Below are 20,469 nucleotides of genomic sequence, written 5' to 3'. Positions count from 1 at the left end.
AAGCAGCGTCTGTATTCAAATCAGGACGCATTCGGCCAATTCCCCGCGATCGGTCAACCCCAGCAACCTGAGCGATCATCTTACAAGCACTTGTCGCGATAGTGGAGATTGGGCAGACTTCGCTTTCAAAGCGAGGCCGAACCCCAGGACCGAACCCATGGACCGTTTGCGCGCGCCGTTCTTCTGGTTGGCCGGCTTCATGCTGCTGGTGGCCCTGCTGATCGAATGCGCCTCGGGTTTCGTGCTGAACGCCGTGCACGACGCCGGCTTCGAAGCCTCAACGCCCGGACTGGGGATTAGTTACCTGCCGCTGCTCGACGGGCTGCTGCTCTACACCGTCCTGCTGATGGGCCTGGGCATACTGCTGTCGCGCAGCGTGGTGGGCCGCATCCAGGGGATCGTCACCCTGGTGCTGTCGTTCTTCGGCCTGCTGGGCGCCATCGCCATGGCCCTGGTGGCGCTGGGCCTGCTGATCCTGATGGTCACCCTGCTGGTGGCCATCCCGTTCGGCACCATCGCCTATTTCGCCGCCTGGGCCGACTTTCCCACCGGCGCGGCCACGGCGACGCTGGGGCTGATCCTGTTGCTCAAGATCGCCTTCTGCATCCTGCTGATCCTGGCGCACGAGCGGTTCTTGCAGAACAAGGGCATCGTCATCCTCAGCGCGGTGTCGCTGGGGGCGACCCTGCTGGTCTCGTTCCTGATCGATTTCCCGCCCGGCTTCCTGGCCAGCATCACCGACGCCATCGGCGCGCTGATCATCGCCATCGTCGGGGCGATCTGGTTGCTGATCCTGCTGATTGGCTCGCTGCTGGCGACGATCTCGGCGCTGCGGACGGTGCGGGTCTAGGTCGCCAGCTGCACGATCACGCCGATCACCACGCCCAGCACCACCGCCCCGGCCATCACCGCCCAGTCCAGGCCGTCCAGGGTCCAGGTGGCGGTCACCCGCACCGACGACGCCGTGGCCGAGCCCGAGATCACCGCCACCAGGCCTCGGATCCCGGCCCACAGGGCGGCCACCAGGGCCCCGATCCCCAGGCCCACGGCCGCCGCCGGTTCGGGCCAGTGAGTGGCCAACGGCACGATCACCGCCAAGGCGCCGATCACCAGGGTGATGGCGAACACGATCCATCGCATGACACGTCTCCTTCTTTCGCTCTGACGAACAGGGACGAGGGCGGAACCCGACGGCCGCCACCGCTTGAAATCTGGGTCAATGGGCGCGGCGCGCTCATCGGATCGACACCGTGGCGGCCTCGCCGGCCACCGGCTCGATCCTGATCGATCCCCCTTCCGGATAGACGACCAGCGCCACGGCGGCGTCGTCCTTGGCGCAGGCCAGGTGCTCGCCGTCGCCCGACCGGCGCGCCTTGCGCCAACTCTCTGGGCAGGCGCCCATGTCGTCCTCGGCGAGGCTGGAACCCGCCTCGCACAGACAGACGGTCTGCGGACAGGTCTTGCCGTCCCCGCCGAAGCATTCGTACGTCGCCAGGGCGGCTACGCCCGAGACCAGGCTGACCCGGGCGATGCGCATGTCCTTCTTGGAGGGCTCGACGCTCAGCGTCCCCGGCTTGCCGGCATCCAGGCCCGAACCGGCCTGGCCCGAGACCTCGACGGCCTTCTTCAGCAGCTTGGGCGCGAAGGGCCGCGCGATCTTGCCCATCAGGGCGGCCATGGCTGGCGGCTCCCAGTCCTCCAGGGCGTCCTCGTCGATCTTGCCGTCGCGGGTGGGCGGACCGCCGCCGGCCGAGGGGCTCTGACCGCTGCGGGCCACGCCGACGCCGATCGCCACGGCGAAGCCGATGACGACCAGCACCAGGATGATGACGACCACCTTCATCCCGCCCCCTCACCCATAGCCGGCGATCAGGATGGCGACGAACGCCGTCCCCAGCGCCCCCACGCCCACCACCGACAGCACGATGGCCAGGGCCCAGGGCCAGCAGACCCAGCCGGTCACCGTGCCGCCGCCGCTCATGAACACCTGGCCCGTCCGGTCGCCGGGATTGGCGATGCCGTAAGCCATCACCTCCCAGGGATTGTCGAAATAGGTCCACCACATGATGGCGTCGCCCACCCGGCGGCTGGAATCGATCAGGCCGGCGATCAGGGCCGGGATCAGGACCAGCCCCATCCAGCCCACGTAGGAGAACCAGAAGAACGGCCCCAGCACCCGGTTCTGCCAGATGTGGATGGTCTCGTGCTTGAAGAGGTCCGAGGTCGGGTCCCAGGTGTCGGTGTTGCTCATCACCGCCCCCTGGGTGAACGCGAAGCCCGAGCGCACCGCGAAGCCCTGCTTGTAGCGATGGGCGTCGTGACGGTTCTCGCTGTCGCCGTCGCCGTGGTCGCCCCAGGCGAAGTTGATCAGGTGCATCAGCACCCCGTTGGTGTTGCCGCCCAAGCCCCAGGTGACGTCCAGCAGGAAGGCCGGGACGCCCAGGCCAGCCCACTTGTGCGTGGCCCACAGCCCGTCGAACAGGCCGATCAGCCCGCCCACCACCAGGGCGATCCACAGCAGGGCCTCCACCCCGATCACCGGATGACCGAAGCCCAGCGAGATCAGGTTCACCACGCCCGGCCAGATGAAGAACAGCAGGCTGGTCACCGTGACGGCGGCGTCGGAGTCCCCGCCGACGCTCAGCATGATGCTGATGAAGGTACGGGCCAGGAAAGCCCCGAAGGTGGCGGTGAGGAAGGTCTCCAGCACGCGCCACAGGGCCGCCGATCCGTCGCCCTTGGCCAGCCGGACGATCAGGGCGACGATGGCCCCGGCCACACCGAAGGCCAGCGAGCCCAGGATCGCTTCGAGTGAGAATATCCGCTCCATGTCGGGTCTCCTTTTGAAGTCGCCCGAGGGGCCGCCCGACGACGGCCCCTCGAACTCATAGACGGCCGGGCAGCGTGATCCTCGGCCGGGACGGAAGGGTCGGCCTGGGGATGGTCTGGGCCGGCCGGCAAGCGCGGTAGCGGGACGGTCCCGCCGCGTTCTCCTGGGCCACGATCGTGCGCCGCTCCACCGTCACGCAGACGTGGTCGCCCTGGACGCCGTCGCGCCAGACGAAGCCCTGCAGGCAGGTATCGGGGCCGTAGGGACCGCCGCCCGGATTGCGTCGGGCGCCGGCCTGGGCGTTCTCCAGGGCCGCCAGGCTGCGGGACTCCGGCGTCACGCAGACCCGGTCGTTGGCGAAGGCGTTGCGCCAGACGAAGCCGTCGATGCAGGTGCCGACCGACGGCTCGCAGCCCGCCTCGGCCGGGATCACCTCCGGCTCGGCGATGACGGGCGGCGGCTCTTCCACCGGCTTTTCGGGCGCGACCACCACCTTGGCGATGGCCACGGTCAGGGCGACCTCTTCGGTCTTCTTGGCCTTGGTTCCGGCGGCGGGGACCTGGGTCAGCACGGTTTCAGCGTTCTTGTCGCCCGACTCCTGGTCCAGCCGCTTGACCACCTTGTAGCCGGCTTGGTCCAGCACCTTGACCGCCTCGGCATAGGTCTGGCCCACCACCGACGGGACCTTGGGACCGCCGCTGAGCAGCACGATGGCGACGATCACCCCGATCACCAGCACCAGCACCCCGCCGACCACCGCCAGGATCCACCAGGGGAACGGCTTGGGCGGCGGCTTGGTGGCCGTGACGGCCGCCGGAACGGTGACCGCCGCCGCCGAGCTGTCGGTGCTGTCGTTGTCCGGGTCGTTGACATTGATGGCCCGCAGCTTGATCCGGTGCTGGCCCGCCGGCGTCGCCCCGGGGATCTTGGCGACGACCGTGACGGTCTGGGTTTCCCCGGACGCCACGGGCCGCTCCGGCTCCCCCTGGACCTGATACCATTCGGGTTTCCCCTCACCCTGGATCTGGACGCCCAGACGCGCCGTCAGACCCTCCTCGCTCTTGTTGGTGACGCTGAAGACGGCGCTCCCCTTGTAGAAACCGCCCTCGCTCTTGAGCGGCACGGTCGTCGGGCCGTCTGGAATCTCGAAACTCGGCATGTGTTCGTCCTTGTGTTCGCGAAAGCTTCAAGAGCCCCCGAATTGGCTTCACGAAACGCGGCTACTGGACCTTCTGAAGTTGCAGCGGCGCGACCGTCGAGACCTTGGCCCTGTTGGCGAAGGTCAGGACTTCGGGCCGGATGATCAGGCGGCAGCTCCGACGATTGTTGATGATCACCGACGGGGCGCCGATCACGATGTCGACCTTGGTCCCCTTGGCGACCTTGGCCTTGGCCTCGACGCTCTGCTCGATGATCTTGTCGACCGTGCCGCGGCAGGCCGATCCGATCGTGCCGATCTCCAGCCCCGCGCTTTGCAGGGTCTTGATGCCGGCAATGCCGTCGAACTGGGGCGTGACCAGATCGGGCACGACCACGCCAGGATCGACGGTCAGGGTCACCGGGCTGCCCTTGGGCGCTGAAGCTTCGCCGGCCGGTTCCTGGGTCAGGACGGTGTCGGGCGCCTTGCCGGTGGGATCGCCGACCACCCGCGCGGCCACCGTGAACCCGCGATCCTCCAGCAGGGCCTGGGCGCCGACATAGGGCTTGTCGACGACGACCGGCACGGTCACCGTCTCGCCCACCGCCACGGTCAGCTTGACCTCGGTGGTCTTGGGATCGGCCGCCGTCTCGGCCTCGGGGTCCTGCTTGAAGACCAAGCCCAGGGGCTGGTCGGGCGAGACCGCGTTGATCACCGGCGCGGCCGCGTAGCCGTCCTTCTTCAGCACCTCGACGGCGGCGGCGTATTCCAGCCCGATGACCTTGGGCACCTTGACCGCGGCGACGTCCTTCTTGCCCTTGTCGCCGCCGCTCAGCGCCACGACGGCGATGATGATCCCGATCACCAGCACCAGGACGCCGCCGGCCACGGCCACGATCCACCAGGGGAACGGCTTCTTGGGCGCCGGCTTGGGCGCGGCCGGAACGGTCACCGCCGCCGCCGTGCTTTCGGTGAAGTCGTTGTCCGGATCGTTGACGTTGGTCGCCCGCAGCTTGACGCGGTGCTGGCCGGGCGGGGTCGCCGCCGGGATCTTGGCCGCCACGATCACCGTCTGAGTCTCGCCGGCCGCCACGGGCCGCTCGGGCTCGCCCTGGATCGTGTACCACTCGGCCTTGCCCGCGCCCTGGATCTGGACGCTGAAGCGCCCCGTCAGTCCCTCGCCGGTCTTGTTGGTGACGTTGAACGTCGCCGTCCCCTTGTGGAATCCGGCCTCCGTCTTCAGGGCCAGGGTCGTGGGGCCGTCCGGAATCTCGAAACTCGGCATGGGTCTTCGTCCTCGTGCTCGCGATCAGGCTGCGGAAAACTCGATTTCGTACGTGGTGTAGGCAGGGCGTTCCTCGTCGACGATGCGACGGACCAGGTCGGCCAGCGGCTTGGCGGCCGTCGGGGCGACGACACGCAGATGGAAAAGGCGCGTCGCGCCCTTGGGGCCCGGCGGGTTCTCGACGACGGTGAAGCCGGACAGCCCCGTGGCGACGGTCAGCAGCCGCTCCAGCGTCCGGCGGGTGCCCCGCCAGCGCGACAGATAGGCCGCCTCCAGGCACAGCAGCCGCAGGCGGCCCAGCCCCGCCGCATAGCGCGGCGCCCCCTCGCCCTGCCGGCCGCCGGTCCAGTCCAGATAACGGTCCAGGTCCAGCCAGCGGCTCAGCATCAGGGCGAAGTCGGGCGGGGCGCGCAGGGGATCGACATGGGCGTCCAGGCTGGCCAGGGCCGCCTCGGCCGGCGCGTGCAGGGTCTCCATCACGCCCAGCACCGCGCCCAGCGGATTCTTGGGCTTGATGGCCGCCTGGTAGGTCTCGGGCAGCAGGCGGGCGATGCGGGCGCGGTCCATCCGTCAGCCCCCCACGTCGTCGTCTATGACCACCGACAGGCGGTGCTGGTCGGCGCAGTACAGCCAGTTGGGCGGCAGCGGGATGCGGTCGGTGAACACCGTGGCCGAGGCGGTGGCGAAGCGCGCCGCACCGTCCACGCTGCGATAGACGCCCATCGGCCCGCCGGCGAACACCATGGGCGCGGCCCCCGCCACCGGCGCGGCCGCCACGCACGACACCACGTGCAGCAGCCGCTCGGTGTCGCGGATCGGCAAACCGGCGTCGAGCGGCGCCGCGCGCCAGGACGGCGCCGTGGCGCTGCTGTCCAGGGCCAGCGCCCCGCCCCGGTTGGAACCGGCGAACACCCACTGGTCGGCGAAGGTCAGGCCTTCGCACGAGCCCCCCTGCCAGCCGACATTGAACGGCTTGAAGCCCTCGGGATCGTCGGCCCCGCCCGAGCGCAGCTCCACCCGGAAGGCGCCGGAGCCCTGTTGGCCCGCCTCGGCCGCCGCCGCCGCCCACAGGAAGTCGCGGGCGTTGAACCGCTGCACCGCCAGGCTGCGGATGTCCTGCGCCACCAGGCCGATCGAGTGGAAGCTCTCGGACACCCCGCCCAGGGCCGACAGATAGACCCCGCCCTTGGCCCGCGCCGCCACCGCCACCTGGACCACGCCGGCCGACGACACCGAGGTGGTCACGGCGTAGTAGCCCTTGCTGTCGCGGGCCTTGTCCACCACCACCGGCGAGGGTCCCGCGTCGCCGAACGGCTTCAACTGCCGCAGGCCCTCGGCCGTGGCGATCAGCAGCAGGGGCGAGCCCTCGCGGTCCAGCCAGTCGGCGTCGGAGACCTCGCTGTTGAACACCGCCGCGTCGGTCTTCCAGGTCTCGCCGCAGTCGCGCGACACGTGGATGGCCCCGCCGGTCTTGCGCACCACGCCCAGGGCCACCAGGCCCGGCCGGTCGCGGTGGCGGCGCACGAACAGCGGCCGGTCGCCGTCGGCCTTGAACACCGTCGACCAGGTGCCACCGTCGTCGAGGCTGCGGTTCAGGCCCTGGTTGGTGGCCGCGAACCAGGTGCGCGCCTGGTGCGGATCGCGCAGCAGATCCGACACGTCGCGGTCCGGGGCCTCGCCGATGGTCAAGCGCAATTGGTCGGCATAGCGCACGCTGGGATCGGCCAGCATCGCCTCGTAGACGTCGGACGCCCGCAGCACCTGGCCGAACGGCTCGTCGCGCAGGGGCGAGAACAGGGCGTTGAGGCGGGCGCGCAGCCGCGCCTCCACCGCCGGGGCGTCTTCCTCGCGGCTGACCACCACCCGGGCCGCCACCGAAACCGGCCGCACCCGCGCCCAGCCCACGGCGGTCTGCACGCCCAGCGGCCGTCGCTCGTCGACGGCGGCCTGGACCCGGGCCCGCAGTTCCTCGTTGCGATGATCGATCACCACCTGGGCGGTCACGCCGCCATCGGGCAGCTTGGCCGTCTCGACGGCCGGCACCAGCAGGATCTCGACGACGCCGGGCGCGGCGTGCGCCCAGACCTGGGACTGGGCGTAGGCTTTGGCCCGCGCCACCGCCCCCACCCGAATGGCCACGCGCTCGAAGTCGCGGGCGGTCACGGCGCAGCGCATGGACGTCAGCTCCAACGGCCCCCTCTTCAGGGCGGCCTGAATGGTCTCGGCCTCGGCCCCGCCGGCGGCCCGCGCCAGATTGGTCACCGCCAGGCCGGCGATAGGCGTCTTGAACACCGTCAGGGCGCCGATCGCCACATTGCCCGCCCGACCGCCGCCGCCGCGATACCAGGCGCGGATGTCCCGCCCCAGGGCCGGCACGGCCGTCAGGGAGATCGAGCCCTCGCCGGCCAGGGCCGGGGCGAACTGGATGCGGCCGGCGGCGCGATCCACGCGATAGACGCAGTCGGTCGGGGCGGCGTCGGCGAAGCTGACCACCTCGCGCCAGATCCGGTAGCTCTTGTCGCCCAGCGTGCGCGACACCGCCCCATCGGCCAGCTCGGCGGGATCGGCCTCGACACCGACGATCAGGTCCAACCCGTCGCCCGACGGCGCGATGATCGGCGGGCGACGCACCTGCACGCTCTGGCCGGGCGCGCCCGTACCGACGCCCACGGACTCGGCCTCGGTGATGTCGACATGCAGGGCGGGCGCCTCGACGCTCTTCTGGTCGGCCGCCAGGGTCGCGGCCTTGGTGACGACGAAGGTCACCGAGCCGTCGTTGGTGGCGATCTTCGTCCCGGCGGGGATGGTGATCGCGCCCGCCACGTCGGTGCGGGTGAAGGTCAGGGTCGCCGCCGCGGCCGCCGGCGCCCGCACCTGAGCTCCCACCAGGTTCAGCAAGCTGACATACAGCTTCTCCGGCACGCGATTGAGCCGGTACAGCATGGTGTCGGTCAGGTAGGCGAAGGTCTCCAGCAGGGTGATGCCGGGATCGCTGGGATTGCGGTCGGTCCATTCCGGGCAAGTCCGGTCGATCACCGCCATGGCGTCGCCCATCAGCTCGGCGAAGGTCCGGTCGTCCAGCTTGGGGGTGGGCAGCGGCATCAGGCGGCCTCCCCGCGCAAGTCGAGGGCGAAGTTCAGCTGTCCCGGCTGGTTGCTGGCCCGCACCCGGTAGTCGAGCGCGACCGTCAGCTGGCTGGGCGCGGCCGGATCGACGCCGGCGTCCAGCCGCACGACCTCGATCCGAGGCTCCCAGCGCTTGATCGACTGGCGGACGTAGTGGATCGCCAGGCCGGCCGTGGTGGCGTCGTTGGGCGCGAACATCAGGCGGTGCAGCGGGCAGCCGTAGGTGGGCCGCATGACCCGCTCGCCGGGAATGGTGGTCAGCAGCAGGATGATCGCCTGGCGCACGGCCTCGTGCCCGCCCACGCCCTCCAGCCGGCCGGCCGGCGACAGAACCAGACCCGCGGGCGGCCGCAGGGCCGAGGTCGCTCCCGCCAGTTCCGCGCCGTCGAACCGAATGCCCCGAACGCCCGCCATGCTCAGCTCCCCGCCGCCACGAGCCGCTGGCCGGGATCGACCACGTTGTAATTGACCGTGCCCGGAGGCGAGCCGTCGGTCAGGCCGGTGACCGTGTCGAGGCACACCGCCCGTCCGCCGATGGTGACGAAGGTCGAATAGCCCTGCTTGACGACCAGGGTCGTGAGGCACGGCTTCAGGCCGATCACCGGATTGGCGTTCGGACAGGCGGCGATGGGCCGCGATTGCGGATTGGGGTTCACCAGGGCCAGACGCCCCTTGATGCGCACCAGGGTCTGGGTCGGAGCGATCCCCACCCGGCCGCCGTGATCGCAGACCAATGTCGCGTCCTGGGTCAGCCACAGCATGCTCAGCCCTCCTCGAACGCGACGGAGGCGGCGCGGATGGTCAGCTTGCGCCCCGGCGCCTCGATCAGCAGGTCGCCGCTGGCCCGCAGGTGCGAGCCGCCGGCGCTGAACTCGAACAGACCGCCCGCCCTCGTCTGCAGCCGGGCCATCGCGTCGACGCTGTCCAGGGTCAGGGCCTGACCGCCGGGCGTGCGCACGGTGAAGGCCCGGGCCCCGGCGGCCTTCGCCCCGGGCCGCCCCGGCGCGACGCGCTCGCCATAGAGGCCGCCCAGCACCACGCCCCGGGCGGGGTCGCCGTCAGGGAACAGCACCAGTACGTCGTCGTCCGGTTCGGGCAGGATGGACACGCCCTTCTCGGCCCCCGCCCCCATCAGCAGCACCGACATCCAGCCGGTTTCGACGTCGCCCAGCACCGGCAGCTTGGCCCGCACCCGCGCCAGGCCGTCCGGATCGTCGGCGTCGGTCACCTTGCCCAGGGTGAAGGCCGGGGTGCGAGCGCGATCCGGCCGGGCCGGCGGCTCGGTCGAGATCTCGACCACATAGCCCCGCGCCTCGTCGAAACGGTGGAGGGCCCGGGTGATCACGCAGCGGCCGTCGACCAGATCGCCGACCCCCTCGATGTCGACCCGCCGGCCGGGCCCCAGGCGCGTGTCGCCCTCGACGGTCGCCTCCAGCAGCACCGCCCGCGCCACCGCCCGGTCCAGATCGGCCTGGGCCAGGCTTTCGGCCTCGCCCGCGTCGGCGGCCAGGCGGTTGAACAGGGTCCGACCGCCCAGATCCGGAAAGGCGGTCAGGCCGCCGTCGCGCAGTTCCTCGGCGTCCTGCCGCGCCAGGCCCGCCCGGGCGTTGGCCGACACCGCGCGGGACGGATCCCAGCTCTGCGTTGCCGCCCAGGGCCGCAGGGAGTCCGCTCCCGCCGAGGCCCGCGCCTCGACGATCTCGCGGCGCATCTTCAAGGCGATCGGATCGCCGGCCCCGGCCAGGCTGGCCAGCTTCAGCTCGCCCGCCTCCAGGAACAGATAGAGGCCCGCATCGCGCGCCAGGTCGACCAGAAGGTCGAAATCGTTCTGGTCGTGCTGGACGATCAGGGCCCGGTTCGGCGCATGCTCGGCGCTCTCGAAGCCCAGACCCAGCTCGGACGCCACCTGGCCGGCCAGGTCGACGACAGACAGGTCGGTCAGGGTGCGCGCCCGCTGGCGCAGCCGGGCGCGATGCAGCTTGTCCAGCGCCCGCAGGCGCACGATCCGCCCCTGGGCCGCGTCGTGCTCGTATTCGACGGCGGTGACCTCGCCCTCGAACAGGTCGCCTGAGCCCTCGACCGAGATCGCCAGGGCCGCGCCCAGGGCCAGGCCCGACAGGGCGTCGGCGGGCGGGTCGGCGAAGGCCAGTTCGGCCATGGCCGGCGCGTTGAGGGCCTGGCGGACGAAGGCCGAGACCGCGTAGCGCGCCAGGGCCGTGTCCAGGGGCGCGCCGCCCAGCCGGGCCGTCAGGGGCCGGTTGCCAAAGATCGAACTCATGCCATCGCCTCCAACACGGCGGCCAGGGACGGCAGGGTGATGGTCGTCCCGTCGGGGATATTCAGCGGGTCGTCGATGCCGTTGATGGCCGCCAGCCCGGCCCACAGGCCCGGGTCGCCGTAGTGATCGGCCGCGATCTGATCCAGGCGCTCCAGCGGCAGGCCCTCGCTGTCGACCGGCACGTCCACGGCGGGGGCCTGGCCGTCGCCGCCGTCCGGATCGGACGGGGCCTCGAACTGGGGCGTGACGGGCCGGCTGGGGGCCGGGCGCGGCTCGGACTCCTCGACACGGCGCAGGCGCAGGCTCAGCCACGAGCGGCGCGGCGCCCCGTCGACATTGAACCGCTCCAGCCGCTCGGCCACGTGCAGCACCACGCCCGGGATGTTCCAGGACTTGCCCCAGATGAACCGGACCGTGGGCGGGGCGGCGAAGCCGTCGGCGGCCACGGCGTTCTCGGTCAGGTCCCACAAGGGCCGGGTCAGGGCCCGGACGTCGTCGTCCTCGGCCGGCCCGGCCACGCTCGCCGGGTCGTCCGGCGTGTTGACGGCGCTGGGGGGACGGCCTTCGCGGGCGACCTCGACGTCGAACAGCAGGTGCAGGTCGTATTCGGTCACCCCGCCGCCGGTGGCGATCAGCGGGTCCTCCGACCGCGCCAGGCCGGTCAGGAAGCCGCCCGCGCCTTGGCGGACCCGCAGGCCGGCCGTGCGCCGCGCTTCCAGGTTCTCGGGATTGAGCAGGCACGAGATCCGCTCGCCAGACCGCTCCAGCAGGAAGGCTACACGCTCCATCGGCCCTCCTCCTGCTCGCGGGCCAGGTCATCCAGGCGCGGCGACGGGATCGCGGCCACCACGGGCGGCGCGAAGACGGCGGGCGGAAACGCGGGCCAGCGGTCGTCGGCCGGCGGACGGGCGGCACGAGGCGCCGAAGCCTTCGCCAATGACGGAGGCGCGAAACGCGGCTGCGGCTCCAGATCGTTGGCCACCTCCACCAGCGGCGGAGGCCAGTTCGGCCTCAGCGGGCGGGACGCCGACGCCGCAACAGTCCAAGGCTCGGCGCTCGGCCGCTGGGGAGCCGCTTCGGGGCGCGGCCGCTCGGGCGCAAGCGTAGGACGCGCGGTCGGCTCAGGGAACGAAGGGCCCTGACGGGGGGGCGGCGCGCCGTCATCCTGACTCTGGACGGCCGGAGCCGCATCGGCGTTCGCCGCCGCCGGATGGAACGCTGTGCGAGGATGTCGGACCAGCGCGGCCAGGGCCTGGAAGATCGCACCCCGCGCGGTGGATCGTCGGGATGTCGGCGGAGGAATCGGAACATCGGCACGAGCGTCACGCGTGACCGGCCGGTCCGCGAACGACGGCGACCGGCGCGACGTAGCCTTGATCTCGACGGCCGCCGAGGCGTCTCGAACCGCCGGCGGCGTCGGGAAAGTCGACTCTAACGGAGCGCGAGGCGCCGCGACGGGCGGCGGATCGGAAGGCCGCGTGGACGGTTCGACCCGATCGACGACTTCCCGCGCCATCGTGAAATCGGGCGCGGGCGGCGCAGACTTCGACGGCGGGGCAAGGATGCGCTGTTCGGAGGCCGTCGCCTCTCCGCTCCAGTCGCGCGCGCCGTCCCAGGTCGAAGGCCTGGCCGCCGCCTCTTCGATCGGCGCGCGGGCTTCCAGCTTCAGGGGCGAACGCGGGCGGCGCTCCGCCGGCCCGGTGTCTTCCGGCGGAAAGCCTTCGCGCACGGACGAGGTTTCCAGCGGCGCGAAAACCGGGCGCGGCCGGCGTCCACGCAGCGTTTCAGGCCTGCGCCAGACCTCCGAAGGCCGGTCCTGCAAGGCCGCCAGCGACGGCACGGGGTCGTTCCGCTCGCGCACGACGGGGCGAGGCGTCTGCTCAGCGCCCGGCGCCGTCGGCGAAAGCGGCTCCAGCGGCGCGACCGCTCCGGGAAGGGATTCCGGCCAGGCCGACGGGCGGCTGGACACCGACATCGGCGCCACGCCGGTCTCGGCCATCTGGGCCGTGCGTTCGGCGACCAGCGCCAGCCAGTGGTCCGGCGCGCCGGGATAGCGCTCGGCCAGGGCGGCCATGACCGGAGCCGGCGCGGCGGGCGCCGGCTCGGATCGGTCCGCCGCAGCGCGCTCCAGGGCCGCCGCCACGGAACGCGCCAGGGCGGCCACGGCGATCAGCCAACCCGAAAACAGCCGGCGAAGCGCCATGGGTCAGGCCCGGGTCAGGGAGTCGAAGGACAGCTTCAGTTCCTCGATCGCCACCTCGCGCCCGAGGGCGTCGAACGACACCCCGCTCCACTCGCACGGCCAGGCGTTGTCGAGGTTCCAGCGCAGAACCTCGGCGGTGCCCTTCACGTCCAGCATGGCGATCGAGATGTTCCGGCGCGGCGTGCCGCCGGCCAGGACCTCCTTGAGCCAGTCCCACAGGGCCGGCGTCTTGGTCAGGCCGTAGCGCAGGGTGACCTCGGCATATTCGACGGGACCCGGCAGGGTCCGGACGATCTGGCCGGCGCCGGACTCGCGATAGCGGATCGGCAGGATGCGGACGCCCAGGCCGAAGCACTCGGTGAACCGCACCTCGCCCATCTCGCGGGACGAGAGCATGAAGTTGTAGTTGCGATAGAGATCGGGAATGGCGCCCACCTTGGGGGCCGCCTCTTCGCCTTGTTTCGCGGCTGCTTCAGCCATGACGGATCCTCCTCAGGGTTTGGGGTCAGGCGGTCTCGACGGTGGAGCCGGCCGCGGTCTGGCCGATGCGGAAGATGACGAACTCGGCGGGCTTGACCGGCGCGATGCCGATGACCACCACCACCTGGCCGGCGTCGACCACCTCGGGCGGGTTGGTCTCGGCGTCGCACTTGACGAAGAAGGCGTCCTCGGGCCGGGCCCCGGCCAGGGCGCCCTGGCGCCACAGCAGGGTCAGGAAGGCCCCGACGTCGCGCTGGATGTCCTTCCACAGCGGGCCGGCGTTGGGCTCGAACACCACCCAGCGCGTGTTGATGGCGATCGACTCCTCGATCATGTTGAACAGCCGCCGGACGTTCAGATAGCGCCAGTTGCTGGCGCTGGGCGCCAGGGTCCGCGCCCCCCAGACCCGCACGCCCTCGCGGGTGAAGAAGCGGATGCAGTTGACCCCCACGGGGTTGAGCACGTCCTGCTCGGCCCGCGACAGCATCTGGGTCAAGCCCTGGGCGCCGCGGATGGTGATGTTGGCCGGGGCCTTGTGCACGCCGCGCTCGCTGTCGGTGCGGGCATAGATGCCGGCCATGTGCCCGGACGGGGGGATCGAGACCAGCTGGTCAGGATCGATGGCGTCGCGGCCGCGCAGCCAGGGGAAGTAGCAGGCGCCGTAGCCGCCGTCGGAATCCCGAGGACGCAGGCCGGGCTTGGGACCCTTGCCCTTCGGCGCGGGACCGGCGTCGCTGCCTCCGTCGGCGGCCGGCGCGGGCGGGACGCCGCCGTCGGAGGCGCGGGTCAGGACCTCGACGTCGTCGACCCGGGGCGGCGCGTCGAGGATCGCCACGCGGTCCTTCAGCGACTCCGCCGCATCCAGCAAGGCGCCCTGCGAGGCCGCGTCGGTGCGGCCCGGCGCGGCGATGATGGCGATTTCGTCGATGGCCGCCAGGGCGTCCAGCCCCCTGCCCTTGCCGGCGATCGCCCCGTCGGCCTTGGTGTTGACCACGTAGCAGCGCGATCCGCCGTTCAGGAAAAAGCCGTAGACGGCGTTGGCCAGGTCGGTGCCCTTGTCGCCGTCGCGCACGTATTCGCGCAGGAACTGGCTCCAGTTGTTGATCGCCACGGCCTCGTCCACCCGGGCGTCGGGATTGGGCGCGGTTCCGACGAACCCGGCGGTCGAGGTGCCCACGGCCTCGATGGGGCGTGGACCGGCGTCGACTTCCTCGACATAGACGCCGGGGCTCAAATAGGACGGCATGTCAAATCTCCAGCGGTAGACGAAGGATCACGGGGTGTCCGGGCTCGACCTCGTCGTCGATCTCGACCCCTCGGGCCCGGACGTTGAGACGGACCACGGCGTCGCCGACGGGGCCGTAAAGGCGGAAGCGGCCGAACGCGTCGGTCTGGGCGGTGCGGTCTACGCCCTCGGCGCGGACGATGGCCCCGGCCACCGGCGTATCGCCCGGGCCCAGGACCGAGCCCTGCAGCACACCCAGCTCGCCGGCCGCCACCTTGAGCGGGAACCGCACCAGCGGGGCGCGGGTGGCCGGACGGCGGCGCGAGACGGTGGCGCGCAGCACCAGGCCCAGGGCGGGCGGCAGGCCCAGGTCGATGCAAAGCCTGGTCGCGTCCCGGTCGGTGGCGACCTCGGCATGCTCGTAGTCAAGGGCCGCCAGCATCAGGTTCAGGATGCCGGTCTGCTCGGCGATCGCATCGGCGGCGCGCACGGTCAGCAGATAGTCGGCGGCCAGGGTCAGGGGGGGCGACGGCGAGGCCGCGCGCGGCGTCGCGCGGGGGGTCAAGCCGACAAGGCGGATGTCCACCCCGTCCTGGCTTTCGCGGTCCCCGAGCGAGCGCGCCACGACGCTCCGCCCCGGCAGAACGCCCTGCGCCCAGCCGATCAGGTCTCGCGTCGTTTCCTCCAGCCCCTCGGCCATCTGCTGCTCCCCATCCCGGAGTACAACTCCAGGACGTCCATCCATACTAAGTCGGAAAATTTCCAAAAGAAAAGATAGGATTTCAGCGTTCGATGAATCGAACTTTTACCCTTAACCACGTGGTTACAGGCGACAGTAGGCGCACACGTTCGCTTTTCTGAAAATCTACAGAAAATATATGCCGATCCGAATTTGTCCTATACTTGGCACTTTATGCCATAGACAGCTATTTTTCACACATTCTGATTTTCCATTTTCAGGACAAGATCGAGAAAAACGGCGATTTTTAATCTGGCAATACGCCTGAACAGAGGATCATATCGGGCGTCTTTATTTCGACGAAAGCGACTCGAAATGAACTCAATGGTTGAAATTCACTTCCCCCGAAACGACAGAGCACTGTCGGCGCCGCCGTCGGCCACGGCCTTGCCGGACCTTTCCGCGCGCCAATAAAAGTAGAGGAGCACCGCCATCACCCCGGCCAGGGGATGCCAGAGCAGGCCGTGCGGCTGGAAGAAGGAGCGGGTTTCGCACGGGCGCGTGCCCGTCTGCGACAGCGCCTGGAACGGGAACGGCAGCAGGACCGCCGCCATGCCGACACCCCAAAATGAAGCTACGTTCGACGCGCACTGTTCCTCCCCGGTTTCAGACGGACGCGGAACTCACTCGTTGGCTTCGGACTGACTGACCAAGACCTGCTGATCGCGGGCAAAGGAGGCCCGGCGACCGCTCGGTGCGCCGAGCGGCCTACAGTCAAGTTTCTCGGTTTAGGATATATGAAACGACTTTGAACCTATAGGTCGAGCTTAACAGGCCTTTCCGATCCGTCCACCCGCGATTTCCAAAAGCGCGGCCGGCGGCCGAGATCGCCGATCCGGACTTGGCCCAAGGCGCCCTGATACCTTAGGGTGAGGAACTTCTCGAAAGCGCGCGCCTCTTGCCCACCCCTCCTTCCAACACCGTCGATCCATCCGTGGCGCCGCGGCGCGGCCCCGGCAGGCCCAGGGACCCGGAGGTCGAGCGGCGCATGAAGCAGGCGGCGCTGGAGACCCTGGCCGCCCACGGCTTCTCGGGCCTGACGCTGGAGAAGATCTGCGAGCGGGCCCGCGTGCCGCGCGCCACCTTCTACCGCCGCTGGGCCACGCCCATGGAAGCGGTGGGCGAGGCGTTCAACGAGGCCTTCCGCTTCAGCGCCCTGCCCGACACCGGTGACATCGTCCGCGACCTGATCCTGCTGTCGCAGAACATGCTGGCCCTCTACAACGACCCCGTCCTGGGGCCGTGCATGAGCTTCCTGATCCCCGAGGGCCGCGTGCGCCCCGAGATCGCCGAGCGCTATTCCGAGGATTTCAAGACGCGCCGGGCCTACAACCGGCAGGTCGTCGAGCGCGCCATCGCGCGGGGCGAGGTCGGGCCGGTGATCGATCCGGACCTGGTGATCGACGTGCTCAGCGGTCTGGCGATGAACAACTACGCCACCGGCCGCCCGGTCACCGAGCAGACGCTGGAACTGGTGATCCGACGCCTGCTGCTGCTCTAGCCCAGACGCCGGACCTAGCGGGCCTAGCGCGCGCCCTGGGCCACGTTCATCACGGCCAGGGTCATGGCTTCGACGCCCGTACGGATGGTGGGCTCGGGAACCGGCGCGAAGAACGGCGAGTGATTGACCGGCATCGGCTTGCCCGTCGCCTTTGCCTCGGCCATCGCCTTGGGATCGTAGCCGCCGATCGAGAAATAGACCGACGGCACCCCGGCGATGATGAACTCCGAATAGTCCTCGCTGGCCGAGCCGGGCGCGGGGATGGCCACGGCGTCGGCGCCGAACGCGGCCTTGAACGCCTCGGCCGTGCGCGCGGTCAGGGCCACGTCGTTGACCACCGCCTTGCCGCCCGGGACGATCGCCAGGTCCGGCGCCGGGGCGCCCGACATCTCGGCCACCGCCTTGGCCGTGCGCTCGACCCCGGCCAGGATCTTGTCGCGCACCGGGGCGTCGTAGGTGCGGATCGTGCCGCGCAGCACCGACTTGTCGGGGATGATGTTGCCCGCGCTGCCGGCCTGGATCGAGCCGATGGTGACCACGCCGAAGGCGGCCGGGTCCTTCTCGCGGCTGATCACGCTCTGCACGTCCACCGTGAAGCGCGCGGCCATCATCACCGGGTCGATGGTGGCGGCCGGCATCGAGCCGTGGCCGCCGCGCCCGTTGAAGGTCAGCTCCAGGGCGTCGGAGTTGGAGGTCAGGACGCCGGGCTTGTAATAGACCTGCCCCGCCATGCCCGGCCCCACGTGCAGGGCGAAGCCGTAGTCGGGCTTGCCGAACCGCTGGATGAAACCGTCGTCCAGCATGGCCTTGGCGCCCGACACCGACTCCTCGGAAGGCTGGGCGATGAAGACCAGCGTGCCCGACCACTGCGCCTTCAGGGCGACCAGGGCGCGGGCGGCGCCGACCCAGGCGGCCATGTGGATGTCGTGACCGCAGGAATGGTCGACGAAGGTCTCCTTGCCGTTCCACATGGCCTTGGCCGTGCTGGCGTAGGGCAGACCGGTCTTCTCCTCCATCGGCAGGGCGTCCAGCTCGGTGCGGACCAGGATCGAAGGCCCCTCCCCGTTTTTCAGCACCGCCACCAGGCCGGTCTTGCCGACGCGTTCGGTGACGGTGAAGCCCAGCGCCCGCATCTCCTTGGCCAGCTTGGCGGCGGTGTTCACCTCCTGGAAGCCCAGCTCGGGATGCTGGTGCAGGTCCTTGTAGAGGGCGTCCAGGCGCGGATAGTCCTTGTCCAGCTGGGCGGCGACGGCGGCCTTGGTCGCGGCGGCGTCGAGCGGGGCGGCCAGCGCGGGGACGGCGGTCGAGGCCAGCAGGACGGCGGCCAGAGCGATCTTGATCTTCATGCGGTTCGCGCGGCGGCCCGCGCCCTCCCTGGTAAGCGATACTTTGGCCGCCGTTCCGCGCGGCGCGAAGCCCCTACGGAACGGCGGCCGGGATACACGGATCAGAACTTGCGGCGCGCGTTGACGCCGATGGTGCGCGGGGTCAGGCCGTACAGCAGGTCCTGGTACCCGACGTTGCTGTTCTTGTTCATGATCCCCACGGCGTCGGTCAGGTTGCTGACGAAGGCGTAGACGCCCCAGCCGTCGCCCTCGACGCCGGCCCGCAGGTTGACCGTGCTGAAGCCGCCGAACTTGTCGTAGTAGACGTAGTCCGGACGGAAGGTCGAAGCCATGTCGCCCGTATAGGCGTAGTCGGCGCGGACCAGGCCGTTCAGGCCGTCGACCGGCAACGGCCACACGTACTGGGCCGAAGCCGAGGCGGTCCAGTCCGGCACCCACGACAGCTTGTCGCCCTTCTTGCCGGTCGAGCCGTCCACCAGCACGTCGGCGTTGCCCTGGTCCTCGGTCAGCTTGGCGTCGGTGTAGCCGATCGAGCCGTTGATCGTCAGACCGGCGATCGGCTTGGCGGCCAACTCGAACTCCACGCCCTGGATGCGCGCGTCGCCCGAATTGGTGATGAACGAGTAGAGGCCGTCGGCGGTCAGGGCGCCGGTCTGGCGGTTCTTCCAGTCGATCCGGTAGACGGCGGCGTTGGCCGTCAGATGGCCGCCCAGCCAGGTGGTCTTCACGCCGGTTTCGTAGTTCCACAGGCTGTCGGGGTTGTAGACCACCAGCCGGCTGTTCAGGCCCGGGATGTTGTTGGCGCCGCCGGGCCGGAAGCCTTCCGAGGCCGTGGCGTAGACCATGGCGTCCGAATTGATCTTGTAGGCGGCGTTGAACTTGTAGACCCAGCCCTTGGCCTTGGCGGTCTGTTCGGAATAGCCGGCCGGCGCGGCGCCGGTCAGCAGGTTGCGCTGGGTGCCCGCGCCCGAGGTGGTCTTGGTGTAGTCGTAGTGGCGCGCACCGAAGGTCAGGCTCAGGCCCGCCACCTGCTCGGGCGACCAGGTCACCTCGCCGAACTCGGCGGTCTGCTTCATGTCGGTGTCGATGTAGCGCGCGGTGACGTAGCGCAGGGGGCTATAGGGCAGGCCCGAGGCCGGGTCGGTCAGCACGGTGTTGCTGTCGATGTGGTCCTTGCGCAGCTCCATATAGCCGCCGACCGTCCATTGCAGCGGCCCGTCGCCCTTGGAGCTCAGGCGCAGCTCGTGGTTCCAAGACTGCAGATTGGCCGGCTGGTAGCCGATCACGCCGTAGGCCGTACCGACATAGGGCCTGTACTGCGGGGTGAAGTCGATGGTCCGCAGGATATCGTAGCGATAATAGGAGCTTACGGCGGTGACCTCGCCTATGGGGCTGGACCATTTGCCGGTCAGGCTGGTCATGTCCATTTCGGTGTCCAGCGGCAGCTTGACGGTGCTGTCGGTCTGGTACTCGCCCACGCGCTGGTACCAGCCTTCCATGTCGTCGGCGGACGAGGTCTGGTGGACCTTGGTCAGGACGAAGCTCAGGTCCTCGGTCGGGGTGAGGCCCAGCATGGCGCGGTAGCCGGACGAGCGGCTGTCGTTGACGTCGGTGGTCTTGAGCTTGACGTTGTCGACATAGCCGGGCCGGTCTTCGGTATAGGCCGTGACGCGGGCGGCCAGCTTGCCCTCGATGATGGGGATGTTGCCCATGGCCTTCAGGTACGAGCCGGCCGAGCCGCCCTTGGTGTCGGAGGCCTGGGCCTCGATGGCCGCGCCGAATTCCTGGGAGTTGGGCTTGTTGTAGATCACCCGCAGGGCGCCGCCCATCGAGCCGCCGCCGTAGAGGGTGCCTTGCGGACCGCGCAGCACCTCGACCCGCTCGACGTCGAACAGGTTCAGATCGGCGGCGTTGTTGCCCGGATCCTGGGTGGTGCCCGACGGACCGGTGACCGGGGTTTCGTCGTAATAGAGGCCGGTGGTGGCCTCGCCCGAGCCCTGCACGCCGCGGATGGTCACCCGGCTCTGGCCCAGCTGACCCTGGGTGAGGTTCACGCCCGGCACCTGGCGGAAATAGTCCTGCAGGCCCGTGGCGCCGATCTTCTGCAGGCTGTCGCCGGTGACCGCGCTGATGGCCATCGGCGTGGTCTGCAGGGTGGTCGAGCGCTTCAGCGCGGTGACCACGATCTCCTCGACGATGTCGGCCGAAGCCTTGGGGGCCGAAGCCTTGGCGGCCTCCTGCGCGCCGGCCGCCCCCGCCGACAGCAGCATCGCCGACAGGGCGGCGGTGGACAGCAGAAGTCTCCGATCGAAATGCATT

General features: G+C 70.2%; 20 protein-coding genes. 2 read left to right on the top strand and 18 right to left on the bottom strand.

The window, feature by feature from the left end; genetic code table 11:
• The first annotated feature begins 157 nt into the window (after positions 1 to 157).
• Positions 158 to 850, top strand: coding sequence for a hypothetical protein (locus AC07OA_RS15770; RefSeq protein ID WP_494664767.1), 693 nt, complete (start codon positions 158 to 160; stop codon positions 848 to 850).
• Here the strand turns inward: AC07OA_RS15770 and AC07OA_RS15765 are convergent.
• The 16 genes from AC07OA_RS15765 to AC07OA_RS15690 form a co-directional block, all read right to left on the bottom strand.
• Positions 847 to 1,140 (bottom strand): hypothetical protein, encoded by a 294-nt coding sequence (locus AC07OA_RS15765; RefSeq protein WP_494664766.1) that lies wholly within the window; start codon positions 1,138 to 1,140, stop codon positions 847 to 849. The two genes, AC07OA_RS15770 and AC07OA_RS15765, sit on opposite strands and share 4 nt — an antisense overlap.
• 94 nt (positions 1,141 to 1,234) lie before the next feature.
• Entirely contained in the window at positions 1,235 to 1,843 is a 609-nt protein-coding gene (locus AC07OA_RS15760; protein ID WP_494664765.1) for a hypothetical protein, read from the bottom strand.
• 9 nt (positions 1,844 to 1,852) lie between these two features.
• Complete coding sequence (locus tag AC07OA_RS15755; protein WP_494664764.1) at positions 1,853 to 2,830, bottom strand: hypothetical protein; 978 nt, start codon at positions 2,828 to 2,830, stop codon at positions 1,853 to 1,855.
• Positions 2,831 to 2,885: 55 nt separating this feature from the next.
• On the bottom strand, positions 2,886 to 3,989 hold the full coding sequence (locus AC07OA_RS15750; RefSeq protein ID WP_494664763.1) for a PASTA domain-containing protein: 1,104 nt from the start codon (positions 3,987 to 3,989) through the stop codon (positions 2,886 to 2,888).
• A gap of 61 nt (positions 3,990 to 4,050) precedes the next feature.
• Complete coding sequence (locus AC07OA_RS15745) at positions 4,051 to 5,253, bottom strand: PASTA domain-containing protein (protein WP_494664762.1); 1,203 nt, start codon at positions 5,251 to 5,253, stop codon at positions 4,051 to 4,053.
• A 24-nt stretch (positions 5,254 to 5,277) separates the two neighbouring features.
• Positions 5,278 to 5,820, bottom strand: a complete 543-nt coding sequence (locus AC07OA_RS15740) for a hypothetical protein (RefSeq protein ID WP_494664761.1) — start codon at positions 5,818 to 5,820, stop codon at positions 5,278 to 5,280.
• A gap of 3 nt (positions 5,821 to 5,823) precedes the next feature.
• Positions 5,824 to 8,355, bottom strand: a complete 2,532-nt coding sequence (locus tag AC07OA_RS15735) for a baseplate J/gp47 family protein (protein ID WP_494664760.1) — start codon at positions 8,353 to 8,355, stop codon at positions 5,824 to 5,826.
• Positions 8,355 to 8,792, bottom strand: coding sequence for a GPW/gp25 family protein (locus tag AC07OA_RS15730; protein ID WP_494664759.1), 438 nt, complete (start codon positions 8,790 to 8,792; stop codon positions 8,355 to 8,357). The genes AC07OA_RS15735 and AC07OA_RS15730 overlap by 1 nt, the downstream gene beginning before the upstream one ends.
• 2 nt (positions 8,793 to 8,794) lie before the next feature.
• Positions 8,795 to 9,139 carry a hypothetical protein gene (locus tag AC07OA_RS15725; RefSeq protein ID WP_494664758.1) on the bottom strand — a complete coding sequence of 115 codons (345 nt, stop codon included), beginning with the start codon at positions 9,137 to 9,139 and terminating at the stop codon, positions 8,795 to 8,797.
• A 2-nt stretch (positions 9,140 to 9,141) separates the two neighbouring features.
• Positions 9,142 to 10,656, bottom strand: a complete 1,515-nt coding sequence (locus tag AC07OA_RS15720) for a phage baseplate assembly protein V (protein ID WP_494664757.1) — start codon at positions 10,654 to 10,656, stop codon at positions 9,142 to 9,144.
• Positions 10,653 to 11,444: a CIS tube protein gene (locus AC07OA_RS15715; protein WP_494664756.1), complete on the bottom strand. Its 792-nt coding sequence runs from the start codon at positions 11,442 to 11,444 to the stop codon at positions 10,653 to 10,655. Before AC07OA_RS15715 ends, AC07OA_RS15720 begins: the two co-directional genes overlap by 4 nt.
• Positions 11,432 to 12,859 (bottom strand): hypothetical protein, encoded by a 1,428-nt coding sequence (locus tag AC07OA_RS15710; protein WP_494664755.1) that lies wholly within the window; start codon positions 12,857 to 12,859, stop codon positions 11,432 to 11,434. The genes AC07OA_RS15715 and AC07OA_RS15710 overlap by 13 nt, the downstream gene beginning before the upstream one ends.
• A 3-nt stretch (positions 12,860 to 12,862) precedes the next feature.
• Positions 12,863 to 13,339 carry a phage tail protein gene (locus tag AC07OA_RS15705; RefSeq protein WP_494664754.1) on the bottom strand — a complete coding sequence of 159 codons (477 nt, stop codon included), beginning with the start codon at positions 13,337 to 13,339 and terminating at the stop codon, positions 12,863 to 12,865.
• Between the two features lie 25 nt (positions 13,340 to 13,364).
• Positions 13,365 to 14,585: a phage tail sheath family protein gene (locus AC07OA_RS15700; RefSeq protein ID WP_494664753.1), complete on the bottom strand. Its 1,221-nt coding sequence runs from the start codon at positions 14,583 to 14,585 to the stop codon at positions 13,365 to 13,367.
• A gap of 1 nt (position 14,586) precedes the next feature.
• Entirely contained in the window at positions 14,587 to 15,264 is a 678-nt protein-coding gene (locus AC07OA_RS15695; RefSeq protein WP_494664752.1) for a carboxypeptidase-like regulatory domain-containing protein, read from the bottom strand.
• A 374-nt stretch (positions 15,265 to 15,638) separates the two neighbouring features.
• Entirely contained in the window at positions 15,639 to 15,857 is a 219-nt protein-coding gene (locus AC07OA_RS15690; protein WP_494664751.1) for a hypothetical protein, read from the bottom strand.
• Between the two features lie 434 nt (positions 15,858 to 16,291).
• On the opposite strand from AC07OA_RS15690, the gene AC07OA_RS15685 reads away from it, so the two are divergent.
• Positions 16,292 to 16,804: a TetR/AcrR family transcriptional regulator gene (locus AC07OA_RS15685; RefSeq protein WP_494664750.1), complete on the top strand. Its 513-nt coding sequence runs from the start codon at positions 16,292 to 16,294 to the stop codon at positions 16,802 to 16,804.
• Positions 16,805 to 16,827: 23 nt separating this feature from the next.
• On the opposite strand, the gene AC07OA_RS15680 is transcribed toward AC07OA_RS15685, so the two are convergent.
• The gene (locus AC07OA_RS15680; RefSeq protein WP_494664749.1) at positions 16,828 to 18,150 is read right to left on the bottom strand and encodes an amidohydrolase; all 1,323 of its coding nucleotides are present in this window, start codon (positions 18,148 to 18,150) and stop codon (positions 16,828 to 16,830) included.
• Between the two features lie 101 nt (positions 18,151 to 18,251).
• Positions 18,252 to 20,468 carry a TonB-dependent receptor gene (locus AC07OA_RS15675; protein ID WP_494664748.1) on the bottom strand — a complete coding sequence of 739 codons (2,217 nt, stop codon included), beginning with the start codon at positions 20,466 to 20,468 and terminating at the stop codon, positions 18,252 to 18,254.
• Position 20,469 lies beyond the last annotated feature (1 nt).

Source organism: Caulobacter sp. GW821-FHT09B08 (genome assembly GCF_059418225.1).
Note: the sequence above shows the minus strand (reverse complement) of the source record. Positions and strands in the feature narration are given on the sequence as shown.

Bases quoted from the DNA above. Each gene is read 5' to 3' on its own strand.
- AC07OA_RS15700 (WP_494664753.1), bottom strand. From the start codon at position 14,585: ATGCCGTCCTATTTGAGCCCCGGCGTCTATGTCGAGGAAGTCGACGCC.
- AC07OA_RS15715 (WP_494664756.1), bottom strand. From the start codon at position 11,444: ATGGAGCGTGTAGCCTTCCTGCTGGAGCGGTCTGGCGAGCGGATCTCG.
- AC07OA_RS15690 (WP_494664751.1), bottom strand. From the start codon at position 15,857: ATGGCGGCGGTCCTGCTGCCGTTCCCGTTCCAGGCGCTGTCGCAGACG.
- AC07OA_RS15695 (WP_494664752.1), bottom strand. From the start codon at position 15,264: ATGGCCGAGGGGCTGGAGGAAACGACGCGAGACCTGATCGGCTGGGCG.
- AC07OA_RS15735 (WP_494664760.1), bottom strand. From the start codon at position 8,355: ATGCCGCTGCCCACCCCCAAGCTGGACGACCGGACCTTCGCCGAGCTG.
- AC07OA_RS15685 (WP_494664750.1), top strand. From the start codon at position 16,292: ATGAAGCAGGCGGCGCTGGAGACCCTGGCCGCCCACGGCTTCTCGGGC.
- AC07OA_RS15705 (WP_494664754.1), bottom strand. From the start codon at position 13,339: ATGGCTGAAGCAGCCGCGAAACAAGGCGAAGAGGCGGCCCCCAAGGTG.
- AC07OA_RS15750 (WP_494664763.1), bottom strand. From the start codon at position 3,989: ATGCCGAGTTTCGAGATTCCAGACGGCCCGACGACCGTGCCGCTCAAG.
- AC07OA_RS15755 (WP_494664764.1), bottom strand. From the start codon at position 2,830: ATGGAGCGGATATTCTCACTCGAAGCGATCCTGGGCTCGCTGGCCTTC.
- AC07OA_RS15710 (WP_494664755.1), bottom strand. From the start codon at position 12,859: ATGGCGCTTCGCCGGCTGTTTTCGGGTTGGCTGATCGCCGTGGCCGCC.
- AC07OA_RS15730 (WP_494664759.1), bottom strand. From the start codon at position 8,792: ATGGCGGGCGTTCGGGGCATTCGGTTCGACGGCGCGGAACTGGCGGGA.
- AC07OA_RS15770 (WP_494664767.1), top strand. From the start codon at position 158: ATGGACCGTTTGCGCGCGCCGTTCTTCTGGTTGGCCGGCTTCATGCTG.
- AC07OA_RS15760 (WP_494664765.1), bottom strand. From the start codon at position 1,843: ATGAAGGTGGTCGTCATCATCCTGGTGCTGGTCGTCATCGGCTTCGCC.
- AC07OA_RS15765 (WP_494664766.1), bottom strand. From the start codon at position 1,140: ATGCGATGGATCGTGTTCGCCATCACCCTGGTGATCGGCGCCTTGGCG.
- AC07OA_RS15725 (WP_494664758.1), bottom strand. From the start codon at position 9,139: ATGCTGTGGCTGACCCAGGACGCGACATTGGTCTGCGATCACGGCGGC.
- AC07OA_RS15680 (WP_494664749.1), bottom strand. From the start codon at position 18,150: ATGAAGATCAAGATCGCTCTGGCCGCCGTCCTGCTGGCCTCGACCGCC.
- AC07OA_RS15745 (WP_494664762.1), bottom strand. From the start codon at position 5,253: ATGCCGAGTTTCGAGATTCCGGACGGCCCCACGACCCTGGCCCTGAAG.
- AC07OA_RS15675 (WP_494664748.1), bottom strand. From the start codon at position 20,468: ATGCATTTCGATCGGAGACTTCTGCTGTCCACCGCCGCCCTGTCGGCG.
- AC07OA_RS15740 (WP_494664761.1), bottom strand. From the start codon at position 5,820: ATGGACCGCGCCCGCATCGCCCGCCTGCTGCCCGAGACCTACCAGGCG.
- AC07OA_RS15720 (WP_494664757.1), bottom strand. From the start codon at position 10,656: ATGAGTTCGATCTTTGGCAACCGGCCCCTGACGGCCCGGCTGGGCGGC.